General features: G+C 55.9%; 7 protein-coding genes. All 7 read left to right on the plus strand.

Going from position 1 to position 12,031, the window contains the following annotated elements; genetic code table 11:
* Nucleotides 1–435: 435 nt before the first annotated feature.
* The 7 genes from E9954_RS23825 to E9954_RS23855 all read left to right on the plus strand — a co-directional run bounded on the left by E9954_RS23825 (nucleotide 436) and on the right by E9954_RS23855 (nucleotide 11,822).
* A complete protein-coding gene (locus E9954_RS23825) occupies nucleotides 436–1,191 on the plus strand; it encodes a PEP-CTERM sorting domain-containing protein (RefSeq protein WP_136081779.1) in 756 nt (251 codons plus the stop codon).
* 98 nt (nucleotides 1,192–1,289) lie between these two features.
* Nucleotides 1,290–2,075 (plus strand): hypothetical protein, encoded by a 786-nt coding sequence (locus tag E9954_RS23830; RefSeq protein ID WP_136081780.1) that lies wholly within the window; start codon nucleotides 1,290–1,292, stop codon nucleotides 2,073–2,075.
* A 98-nt stretch (nucleotides 2,076–2,173) separates the two neighbouring features.
* Nucleotides 2,174–4,738: a hypothetical protein gene (locus tag E9954_RS23835; protein ID WP_136081781.1), complete on the plus strand. Its 2,565-nt coding sequence runs from the start codon at nucleotides 2,174–2,176 to the stop codon at nucleotides 4,736–4,738.
* Between the two features lies 1 nt (nucleotide 4,739).
* Nucleotides 4,740–7,121 carry a glucosidase family protein gene (locus tag E9954_RS23840; protein WP_136081782.1) on the plus strand — a complete coding sequence of 794 codons (2,382 nt, stop codon included), beginning with the start codon at nucleotides 4,740–4,742 and terminating at the stop codon, nucleotides 7,119–7,121.
* 191 nt (nucleotides 7,122–7,312) lie between these two features.
* Complete coding sequence (locus E9954_RS23845) at nucleotides 7,313–10,060, plus strand: family 78 glycoside hydrolase catalytic domain (protein ID WP_168442543.1); 2,748 nt, start codon at nucleotides 7,313–7,315, stop codon at nucleotides 10,058–10,060.
* A 46-nt stretch (nucleotides 10,061–10,106) separates the two neighbouring features.
* The gene (locus E9954_RS23850) at nucleotides 10,107–10,601 is read left to right on the plus strand and encodes a hypothetical protein (protein WP_136081784.1); all 495 of its coding nucleotides are present in this window, start codon (nucleotides 10,107–10,109) and stop codon (nucleotides 10,599–10,601) included.
* A gap of 198 nt (nucleotides 10,602–10,799) precedes the next feature.
* A complete protein-coding gene (locus E9954_RS23855) occupies nucleotides 10,800–11,822 on the plus strand; it encodes a LacI family DNA-binding transcriptional regulator (protein WP_168442544.1) in 1,023 nt (340 codons plus the stop codon).
* The last annotated feature ends 209 nt before the right edge of the window (nucleotides 11,823–12,031 follow it).

Here is a 12,031-nt window from a genome sequence, read left to right on the forward strand (position 1 = left end):
GCACCTGACCCGGTCTTGGATGGGGCGACCAATGTAGCTCAGGATGTGTTGCTGCAATGGTCTCCTGGCCTGATGAGTTCATCGCACGATATCTATTGGGGAACAGCCGTTCCCTTGGGTTTTGAGACGAATCAGCCGGCTCATGTATATGATCCGGGAACCCTGACGGCCGGTACCACCTATTACTGGGCCGTGGATGAGGTGAATGACAGTGGAGTTACGACCGGTGCTGTTTGGTCATTTACCACGACCCCTTAATGCGGCACGAGGCCGTGAGTAGCGAAAGCAAAAGAATGCAAAGACAAAGCAAAATTAACCGAATATATGGTTTGCATTGGTTCGGTAGGGGTATGTATAACAACTTCCTGCAATTAGAGAACGGTGTTGCGGTTTGGCGCACATGGTTTTGATTAGGGTGAACGAAAAGGAGAAAAAATGAGATACAAAGAAATGATGAAGTACATGATCGTGATCGGATGTGTTGCAGTCGGTTCTGCTCAGGCATCGATCTACTTTGGCGAGTATCACGGCACGACAACTGACCCTGGCACGGCTGCCTTTACACAACTCGGCAATGCCACCAGCGGCGATACGATCCTCGGCTACGACATAATGGCAGACGTGGGGAACAATCCCCAGTATGGCATTTTCACTGGGAATACGCCCACAGGCAATACACGGTTGTTTCGCTTAAAAGCTGATCTGCGCGGCGGTCAGAATGAAATGATTCCACAGGCAGGCACTGCGCTGGTTCCCACAACCGGCGGCATATGGAACGCAGATCTGTGGAGTAATGTGCAATCAGGCAATCAGGCTTATGCGAGATTTTCTGCTGAAAACTGGCCGGATGATGCAAATACAAGTGATCTAGGCACCCCACAGAACGGGTTTTCCGAAGGCCTCAACTGGGCGTTGTTCGGGGCTACCGACGGAAGCGGTATCGGTAGCGCCGTTGATTCTGTTGGTGCTGGCGTTTATGCAGTTTGCATCGTATGGAATGACCTCGACTCCGACGGTAATATCGACACGGGCGATAACCTTTATCTTCGCTACATATTGGGCGCCGACAGCTTTTCGGAAATCGATACCACCGCCGAGCTGAATGCAGCCATTCCCGAGCCCGGGACATTGGGGCTGGTGATTGCCGCGGGTAGCGGACTGGTTGCGATCCGTCGGCTGTTCATGATGTAGCCGTGGTTGGTAAACCGGCGTATGATCAAGTCCGGCCTGATGGCCGGACTTCTTTTTAGGTGAAACGAATGGTTTCGTTTCGGTAAAGGAACCAGGAAATGAGATACAAAGCAGGGATAAGGCATCTTTTTCTGGTGACGGGGTGGTTTGCAGTCGCTTCCGCACCGGCCGCCATTTATTACGGCGAATTTTTCGGTGATACGGGAGATTGGACAACCGCCGCCTATACCGCGCTCGGCAAGGCCGGTACCGGAGATTCGGTTCCGGGTTATGATTTGATGCTGGATGCGGGTTCAAATCCCCAGTACGGGATCTATTCCGTCAATCGTTCTGCCTGTAATGCGCGTTATTTCCGCTTCCGTAATGATCTGCGTGGCTCGCATAACTGTTTTGCCCCTCAAGGGGGCTCCGGCCTGGTGCCTGTTAACGGCACAATATGGAATGCTGAACGGTGGAGTAATGAGCAGTCCGGCGAACCGATCTATCTGAAGATGGCAGACGGGAACCGGCCGAATGACGATCAGGCCGACGGTCTTGGAGCCCCCCGGAACGGTTTTAACATCGGCCTCAACTGGGTCCTGGTCGGGTCAACGGATGGTCCGGGAATCGGCCGTGCAACGGATTCCAGCGGTGCAGGTGTCTATGCGATCGGGATTGTCTGGGATGATGTCGATGCCGATGGCTATATCGATGCCGGAGATCATCTTTACCTGCGCTATGTGCTGGGGGCGGACAGCTTCTCGGAGATTGATACCACAGCCGAACTGAATGCGGCGATTGAGGCTGTTCCCGAGTCCGAGTCCGAGCCCGGAACCGAAACAATCGGTTTGCTGATCGCCGCAGACGGCGGATCGCGTATCGTCCGTCCGATGGTCGTGATGTAATAGGTGTAGTGAAGCTTCGAATACTGAGTTGCGGTCCTGATGGTTGGACGTTGATTGGTGTAACAAATAATCCCGTTTCTGAGCGGGTGGAGGAAAAAATGAGTTTGAAACCAGTACAGTACAGATGGGTGTTGGCCGCGTTGTTGAGCGGGATGGGATGGATAACACATGCGGATGCGCGTCCGCCGGCTGAGCTTCCGGGGGAATTGACCGCGGAACAGATTTTGAATGGCCAATACCTGTGGCCCGCTTCGCCGGAGATTAAGATTTCACGGGTGAACGACAAAGGGTTTGACCCCGATGCGTTCGGACAGGTCCCCGCCCCGGGGATTCATCCGCGTATTCTTTTTTCACCTGGGGACCTGCCGGCCATCCGCAAGGGGGTCAACGATACCGATCTCGGTCGCAAGGCCTATGCAAACCTCAAGCAGCGCAATGCAACCGCCCGGCAGGAGAGCACGGCGTTCTCAAATGTCTACACGGCGTTGCTGGTCGGCGATGCGGCCCGGGTCGATGAACTGCTTGGAAATTATCGCGAGGCAGGGGCGGATGACGGCACCAGCTGGCATCATCGGCCCAACTTTGAATATATCCTGATGCTGGAATGTTTTTCGGCGCTGGTGGATGACGACGCCCGAAAAGGCCAGGAACTGGCGAAGGCCGTCACCACGCTGGCGCAGGTTTACCAGCAACGCCTCGATGCCATGGACACCGCTTTCCTGAGCGGGCTGGGCATACCGAATTCTGTTAACCGGGATGGCAATGCCATGCCGGCGAACAGCGAGCTGAATTCGGATGTCTGGCGCAGTGGACGTCGTCAAGCGTTTGGCGGGGAGCCCTGGTTTGCCTATATGTATGACTTTGCCTACAACTGGATGGATGCAAAACAGCAGTCCGCCTGCCGCAAGGCCATCAATACCTATATCGGTGGCAGGACGACGATGGGATCGCACATGCCGCACCACTTCCGTAACTGGAACTGGGTCGCGGTCGGTGCCGGCCTGCTGCTGAATGCGGTGGCGACCGAGGGTGAGGAAGGGCACGATCTCCGCGTCTATGAACACACAAAAGAAATCCAGACCGATTATGTTACATATGGCTGGTCACAGGCCGGATCTTCGCGCGAGGCCATCGGCTATACCCAGTTCGGGCTGCGGTGGAGCGGTCCGGCGATGGTGGCCATGGCACGGCGCGGACACAACCTGTGGAACCGGCAGAATTGGTATAACCAGCTCGAGTGGTATGCCCACGCGGTCCAGCCGGGCGGCGGCCGCTTTATCAGTCATGGCGACGGCGGCCATGACGGTCCGCAGATTCTCACACCGCTGATGTTTAAAAAGGCTTTTCCGCAGGACCGGCTGGTGGATTATGTGTATCGGAACGCCCTTGAAGAGGTGAACCGAGGCAATGACTATGTGGATGGCGGTCGCGGGTATGTGATGTTGCAGTGCCTGTATGCCGCCGATCCGGCGACCGAAGAAGAGGCCGATGCGGCCCGCGCAGCGCTGGGGCACACCTTCTTTGATCCGGAACGCGGTTCGCTCATTGCGAACGCCGGCTTCGGGGCTGATGAGGTTCAGTTGCAGTTTGAGTGTCGCGAGGACGCCTTTACCGCCAACCACCAGCATGCCGACCGCGGCGCGTTTACGCTGGCGGGAGCAGGGCGTGTCTGGGGGATCGAACATTTCCGTGGCGTCGAGAGTCGGCATCACAATGTGGTGACGATTGACTACATGGGGCAGGGCTACTTTACCCCGCCGGGCAGGTGGCTCGGCCTGGTGGACGACGAATCGGCCACCTTCGGGTTCTGCGATGCGAAGCATGCCTATGATGGGTATTGGCAGACCACGGTTACGGGCTTTGCCGACAAGAATCAGCCGAGACGGCACTATCAGCGCTGGGCGCAGTATGTGGACAAAACAGATACGTGGCTGGCGGAAAATCCGGATGTCGACTGGCAGGCCCACATTGACCGTACGCCGCAGGTGGAAAAATACTGGGCGGGCTTTGAAGCGGGGGATCCGCGCATGTGGGATGAATATTCCCGGCCGGTCCACGTACCGCACAATCCGGTGCAGAAGGCGTTCCGCTCCGCGGGTCTGGTGCGCGGCACCCATTCCTATGCCCTAGTGGTGGATGATATCCGCAAGGATGATGCCCCGCACACCTTCGACTGGAACATGATGGTGGATCCGGATGTTGAACTGGTCAGCGTCAAGACTGATGAAATTCTTCTCGGGGGGGATCCGGCCAGGCAGACGGGCAGTTTTACCTATAATTTTGACCGCAAGGCCGAGCCGGGCGATCCGCAGCTCTATATCAAGGTACTCGAGCGCAGCCTGCCTGAAAATATGTTTAACAATCCGCAGATCCGCCTTGAAACCATCGAGTTCAAGGATGCCCGCAACTGGCCGGATGGACGCAGTTTCGGACTGGTCAAGCGCCTGGTGGTTCCGAGTTTCAGCGTGGAGCCCAAATTTAAAATGCTGCTGTTCCCGCACCGTCAGGGTGATACACTGCCGGAGATTGCATGGAACGATGCGCGGACGCAGGTGAGCGTTGAATGGGCCGACCAGAAGGATGTCATTTCCTTCGCGGATGGGGAGGATGGCCGCACCCGGGTCAAGATCGTCCGCGATGGCAAAACGATTACGGAGTTGTAGCATGACGTTGGATGAAAATTTTTTCGTGGAGCGCGGAGCGGTCCGCTGCGGGGAGGGCATTCCGCAAATGCCGCGCTGGTTTACGGACAGCCGGTTGGCTTTTTCCCTGGAGGAGCATTCCGTAACCGAGGTGGCCTGGTATGAAAAAAACTGCGGTACGGTATTTATGCGTCACCTGTGGGACGGGTTTCGGTATTACATTGAACAGGATGGACTCAACTATCGCCCGGTCTATCGGAATACGGTTGTGCGGCCCTGGGGGGTGGAAGCGGAATGGCCGCTGGAAGACCACGTGTTCAGCCATAAGGTGCTGGCCGTTGATGAGACCATGGTTTTTGAGCTGACCGCGCCCGCCGATCTACCGCCGGGGTGCCGGTTTAAGTTTGATTTCAACACCGCCTTTGCGCTCAGTTATTCCGACCGGCTGGATTTTCGGCATCCGACGGGGCCGGGCCGGGAATGGAAGGAGTGGGCGTTTGATCCTGACGGAAATGTGCTGGTCGGCGGATACCGGCTCGCCGAAACAGAATTCCCGCAGGCCTATGATTTCTGCTGTGTGTTCGGGGCGGATTTTCCAATGGAATACCGGATCGATGAGAAAGGGAATGTGCATGTGTTGACCGGCCCGGAGCTTCAACCGGGGCAGACCTGCCGGCTGATGATCAGTTTTGCCCGGGAGCGGGAACGCGCCATGACCCGCAACCGTGCGTTTATCGAAGAGGCCGATGAAAAGATCGGGCAGCAGTATGAGCGATATCGGCAACTGGCGGATTCGGTTCCGCGGTTGCGCAGTCCGTACCAGGATCTGAACCGCTATTTTGAGTTGCTTCCGCACTACCATGAGTCCTTGAAAGTGACGGATATTCCCGGTGCGGTGCGGGCCAAAACCTGGCGCTACTGGGTCTGGGGCTGGGACGGGATGACCAATAACAGCGCCACGGCCTATTGGGGCGATACCCGGCACATCGGGGATATGCTCGACTTTTACCGTGAAACGGCCGATCCGGAGGGCGGGATTGTGCATTGGTATGAATATGACATGTCGATTAAAGAGGTATCGATGGTTCCCGCCCAGTGCATCTACCTGGTCCTGCTGCAACTGTATGCCGACCAGACCGCTGATTTGGAGCAGGTTCGTAAAAACTATGATTTTGCAGTCAGGATCTACCGGATGGCCGCGGCAACCGAGGTCGGCGAAAGCGGAATGACCCAGGGACAGTCGCTCTTTCCGGACTACCGGGACCTCATCGGAGAGACCGGCGACGATATCAGTGCGCTGAACAATTCGATCTTTTATTGCGCGTCGCGATCCATGAACCGCCTGGCTGCGCTGATGGGCGATGAGGCCGTCCGGCAGGAGTCCGCCCGTTTTGCTGAGCGGATGGAAGCCGGTTTTATGGACCGTTTCTTCGATACGGAAAAAGGATTTCCGGTCTCGTCGCTGGAGGCCTCAACAGGGCGGCCGCGCGAGGTGTTCCAGATGTGTTCGTTGCGGTGGGAAAACGATTATTACTATGATCTTGTCCGCCCCGTCATGGAGCGGTGCATGGACTTTGTTGAAACCCATCTGGTCTGCCGGTCCGGTATCCGTGAGGTTCCGCGTTGGTGCCCGGCCTATGGCGCGGATGCCAACCAGCTGCAGGCCTGGTGGCCCGTGGCCGATGAATCGTTTGTCCGCATGGCCAATGCGCTGGATCGCAAGGATCTGCTGGAGCGCTGGGTCGGTTGGCTGGAATACTGGTACGGGCAGCTTTCCTGTCCCGAGGCGGTTTCGTGCCATATCGAAACCGACCGCCCCGAAACCGACCGTTGGAGCGCGTTGAAGGGGGCCTGGCAGGCGTTTGCCATGCGCACCTGGTATCAGGGTATCGTACATGGTGTCGTGGGCGTCGATGCCGATGCCGGGGGCATCACCTTCCATCCCTACAGCGGGGAGGAGATGGTGCTCGAAGGACTGCATTACCTGGGTAAAACCTTTGATTTCTCCATGCAGGGCAGCGGTCCGTTTATTGAAACGCTTGAGGTCGGCGGCCGGACCGTCCGGGGTACGAACAAGCTTCCGCTGGAGTGCTATCAGGATAAGAACCATGTTGCGGTTACCGTCCGGCGCGTGGCGGAGCCGCCGTATCCGCTGATGATTACACGCGGAAACGGTGCGGTCCTGAAGGACTACCAATCTTCCGGGAATCAGATCGAGACCCGTCTTCAGGGAGCTGGATTGGTCCGACTGGAACTGTGGGCGGAGTCGATGCCCGAGGTAAGACTCAACGGAAGTCCCGTTTCTGTTGAGTATGATGCTGACTCAAAAGGCGCGATCGTTGCGCTCGAGCTGGAGCCGGATGGGAACGAACAGCTGCACATTTCAATGAGTCAAGGAGTCTGAACATGAAGTCCATGCTGGTATCTGTTTTGGAGGGTGCGGAAAGGTGTCTGCGTCGGAATTGGTTGAAAACATGGGGTGAAATTGAAGTTTTCCGCGCGAGCACTACGGAGCGGGGTCAAGGAAGAGGTGCTGACAATTAAAATTCAGGAAGAATAAAAAGGAAGATTATGATATTGGGGATAACCGGAAATATGAGACCGCTCCACGACTGCTCGCGAAAAAGCAGCCGGACCGGAATCTTTACAGGCGTTGCTGTGGCGCTCACACTCTCACTTGTAATGACCGTCCCCGCGAGGGCGGTGGATTTCGCTGATTCGGGCGGATTTTCGGTCTCCGACCTGCGCTGCGAGGACCTCGTAGATCCGATTGGAATTGATATTCTCAAGCCGCGGCTCTCATGGCGGATGCAGTCCAGTGCAAACGGCGCAGCGCAGTCCGCGTACCAGGTGCTTGTTGCGACTTCCCCGGGACTGCTCAAACCAGGTTCAGCAGATCTCTGGGATTCGGGCATAGTCACCGCCAGCCGGAGCCAGCACATCTTGTATGCGGGCAAAAGCCTTTCACGCGGTATTCCGCATTACTGGATGGTGCGAATATGGAACGAAATGGGTGAGGCTTCTTCATGGAGCACTCCCGCCGTCTGGACCCTCTTCGATATGCCATTCAATAAGGACTGGCAGGCGGAGTGGATTACAGAGGGGAGCAGTTCGCCCTGGTTGCGTCAGTCGCTGGAGTTAACGGGGCCTCCGGCGAGGGCGTATATCTATGTCAATGCCCTCGGATATTTCCAGCTCTTCATCAACGGCGAAAGAGTGGGGAACGATGAGTTTGCGCCGCATGTAGGGCAGTTCGACAAGCGCACCTTCTGCATCACCTATGATGTGACGAAATATCTGAAGAAGGGAAAGAACGCCATTGGTTTCTGGCTGGGCAGCGGCTGGAGCCGCGGTGGTGCGGGGGTAAAGACAGCTCCTGCTGTACGGGCACAGCTTGAGATCGCGGATGCTCAAGGAGAAATGACCACACTCGTTACTGATGCGTCCTGGCGCGTAAAGGCCAGTTCCATGGCCTATCTGGGCGAATGGAAGTGGGGTAAGTACGGCGGGGAAGTGCATACTGGAAGCCAGGATCAACCCGACTGGGCGGATGCCGATTTTGATGACAGTGAATGGGCCATGGCCAAACCAGACGAGCTTGTGGACACCATCGTTTCAGCGGAGATGCTTCAGCGCAGTCGGGTCATCGAGACGATCACGCCTGTTAAGGTCACGAGCCTGAGCGGGGGTGCCTGGCTCGTTGATATGGGCAAAGCCATGACCGGGACCTTTGAGATCACCTTCCCGAAAGCCGAAAAGGGGCACAACGTATCGATGGTGTTTGGCGATTCATACACGCCTTCCGACAATGGAGGTACTCCCGAGCTGAACAGCTTCGGTCAGGCAAGCGAGTACATTTTCCGCGGCAGCGGCACAGAAACGTTCAAGAACCGTTTCAACTATGCCAGTTGCCGATACATCCTGATCACCAACGCGCCCGAGGGCGAGCTCACGCCCGGGGATATCAAGGGGTACTTTATCACGACGCAGCTTCCCAAGGCCAGCACCTTCAGCTGTTCCGACGAAACGCTGAACGAAATCTACAAAATGATGGAGCACACGCTTCGCTGTCTTATGCTCGGTGGCTATCAGGTGGACTGCCACTCCCGGGAGCGGTACGGCTACGGCGGAGATGGTCACTCTTCGCTGGATACCACGCTCTGTTTTCTGGGCGCTGATGCCTTCTACCGTAAGTGGACCCGGGACTGGCTGGATGGCCAGAAAAGCGATGGCGGGTTCACCTATACCTCTCCTGCTTCAGGGCATGGCGGCGGTCCCTTCTGGTGCGGATTTATCACGGCGGCTACCCTGAAGCACTACCATCACTACGGTGACCTCAGTCTGGTAAAACGCAACTACCCGGCCATCCGGAAATGGTTCGAGCTGGCCCAGAGCAAAACGGTCAATGATCTGCAGCAGAAGTTCACCGACCAACGTTGGTACCTCGGCGACTGGGCATCGCCAAAGGGCGATGACCGGAGCGGCGAGAAGGATGCGGATGTTTTTATTCAGGCATACATGGGCTACGCGCTTGAGCAGGCGGCTGAACTTGCAGACGTACTGGGTAAGGCCGATGATGCAAAAACGTTCAGGGGTTGGGCCGAGGCCCGGCGCAAAGCGACGCACCGGAATCGCTTTGATAAGGAGAGTACAACATACGGTACCGGCACCCAGATGACCTACATCCTGCCGCTCGCGGGGGGCGTCGTTCCCGAGGAACTGCGGGACGAGGTCTTCGCCGGGTTCGAGAAGACGCTCAAAGAGCAGGACAAGGGTCATCTGAGCACGGGCCTCTCTGGGACCTACATGATGGTTCAGTACCTGCAGCAGATCGGCCGCGACGACCTGATCTATCTCTTTGCCTCGAAAAAAACGTTTCCGTCATGGGGCCACATGATTGAACAGGGGGCCACCGCCACGTGGGAGCACTGGAATGGCAGGGCGTCCCGGATACACAACTGCTATAACAGCATCGGCTCCTGGTTTATCCAGGGGCTCGCAGGCATTCGTCCGGATCCCGAAAAACCCGGCTTCAAACATGTCATTATCAAACCTGCTTTCATAAATGAACTCAGCTATGTGAATGGAAGTCACGATTCCGCCTACGGCACGATTCAGAGTGACTGGAAACGGGACGGCGATGTCATCCATATGACGCTGAAGATTCCGGCCAACTCCACCGCGACGGTCTATCTGCCTGCAAAGGCCGCCGCCGATGTCACTGTAAATGGATCGTCCATCCAGCAGGCCGAACAGGTGAACTTCCGGAGGGTCGAGAAAGATAGGACCGTCGTGGATCTTGGCGCGGGACAGTATAAGTTTGTGTGCGGACAACGCCGCTAAAAGCAGAGCCGACAACAGACCGATTAAATTCAAACCAGGAGACAGTATGAGTGAAAAGCAGGAGCTGGCTCCCTCGGCATTCAATGAGCGCGAAACCATCGGATATTGCTGGGCTATCCATTACAAGGGGCAGTTGGTTCACCGCGAGGACATCACCTTCCGGTTCCGGGGGCAAGGCGACGATATCCTGGTCGTGAAGGTTGATGGGGAATGCGTGTTGAACGCTTGTGGGCGTGGGACTGAAGGTTTCCTGCAACCCGGTCTTGGTGGCTGGTCGAGCTCATCCGCGGACAGTCGACGGTTTTATATGGGCAACAGTACAGCCGTTGTTGGCGAATGGATTACGCTCAGGGCCGGAGAGCCGAAGAAAATGGAAGTGGTGATTGGCGAAGTGCCCGGGGGCACGTTCTGCTCCATGCTTACCGTCGAGGTGGAGGATGTGGAGTATGGACGCAACAGGCAGAGTGGTCCTATTCTGCCAATGTTCAAAACGGAAGAACCCCGCACCCATCCAACCCGCCCCAAATCCATGTATTATTAGAGGTTTTCAAATGTCGATCTGCCTCAGCCTGTTCCCGTCGTCTTCATGGTAATGTGAGATAGTATGCCTGATTTTCGTAGTATTCACGAATCGATTTGCATTGTGTTCTGAATGTGGTGCAAAATATTGCAAAATAATATTTCCCATCTGCGTGATTATGGTATTTTGTTTTTCATGCCAAGAAGAAGTTCATCAGATATGGGATTCGATGGGGTTAACCTCAGCGAAATAGCAGAGCGCCTGAATATTTCGATTTCGACGGTGTCGCGCGCGATACGCAACCTCAAGGGGGTGCATCCGGCCACGCGGAACAAGGTGGTCGAGGTTGCGCGTGAGATGGGGTACGGAAAGACGCTGGAAGACGAGCACACGGGACGGACGATTCTAGTGCTGGCCCAGACCAGCGGAGGGGGCGAGGTGCAGGACTACCTGTCCGGGATCAGCCGGGCGGCGGTGGGGGCGAATGTTTCGGTCTTGACGCATTGTTTGCCGTTGGAGCGGTGTGAAGAACTGCTTGATCCGAAAATGCAGCCGCCAGCGTTGCGATGCGGGCAGGTTGACGGCATTATTTTTCTGTTCAAATGGCCCGATTCGGTGGTCGCAAAGCTGGAGCAGAGTTTCCCTGTCGTTTCGATGGTTCATGAGTATAATGTCGGCCCTATGGACCGGGTAGGGATCGATCATCAGTATTGCATGAACATCTTGATTGATCATTTGGTTGAGCTGGGGCATCAGCGGATCGGGTTTTTCGGGCTTTGCCCGGAGGTCTCCTGGAGCTGTTCAAGATACAGTGCCTACATTGAGTCTCTGGTCCGCAGGAACTATGATGTCAATCTGAATTTCACGACCCGGCTGGGGTTTAGTGAGTTGATGTCGGTTTCCCTGGTTGATGTCGGCCATGTGGTCTCCGGTCTTAAAAAAAATATGGCTGAAGGAATGACGGCCGTGGTCTGTTCCGGCGACATGCCGGGGTATTCGCTTATGGAGACCTTGCTGAGCGAGGGGATCCGGATTCCGCAGGATCTTTCCATTACCGGTTTTCATGCGGCTCCACCTCAAAACGGCCTGCCGGAATTAACCACGGTTTCCATTTCATCGGAAGAAATGGGTGTGACCATTCTTCGTCGCATGGTCCGACGGCTCGAAAATCCTGTAGAGTCCCTGCGTACGATTCTGCATCCCTGCCGGTTGAGGATTGGGGCTACCACATCCGCACAGTAAGAAGTTCGCCAAATGATACAACCCTCGCGTTCATGAGGTTTTTTGTGCGCGAGTGCAAAGTATTGCAAATTAAATATAAAAAAATGAATTGAAATTGCCGAGCGTGTAGTTTATCAACGTAAAAGTAAAAAGGGGGTCTAAAGCTGGCACTGCAGCTGGATGTTAAGGCACGGAAGATGCCGGCCTCTATACAAAAATGATCATGGAGC

Origin of the sequence: Pontiella desulfatans (assembly GCF_900890425.1) — a bacterium.
Classification (GTDB): Bacteria; Verrucomicrobiota; Kiritimatiellia; order Kiritimatiellales; family Pontiellaceae; genus Pontiella; species Pontiella desulfatans.

Excerpts from the sequence above, each read along its gene's own strand:
- E9954_RS23835 (WP_136081781.1), top strand. The coding sequence starts at position 2,174 with ATGAGTTTGAAACCAGTACAGTACAGATGGGTGTTGGCCGCGTTGTTG.
- E9954_RS23845 (WP_168442543.1), top strand. The coding sequence starts at position 7,313 with ATGAGACCGCTCCACGACTGCTCGCGAAAAAGCAGCCGGACCGGAATC.
- E9954_RS23825 (WP_136081779.1), top strand. The coding sequence starts at position 436 with ATGAGATACAAAGAAATGATGAAGTACATGATCGTGATCGGATGTGTT.
- E9954_RS23840 (WP_136081782.1), top strand. The coding sequence starts at position 4,740 with ATGACGTTGGATGAAAATTTTTTCGTGGAGCGCGGAGCGGTCCGCTGC.
- E9954_RS23850 (WP_136081784.1), top strand. The coding sequence starts at position 10,107 with ATGAGTGAAAAGCAGGAGCTGGCTCCCTCGGCATTCAATGAGCGCGAA.
- E9954_RS23855 (WP_168442544.1), top strand. The coding sequence starts at position 10,800 with ATGGGATTCGATGGGGTTAACCTCAGCGAAATAGCAGAGCGCCTGAAT.
- E9954_RS23830 (WP_136081780.1), top strand. The coding sequence starts at position 1,290 with ATGAGATACAAAGCAGGGATAAGGCATCTTTTTCTGGTGACGGGGTGG.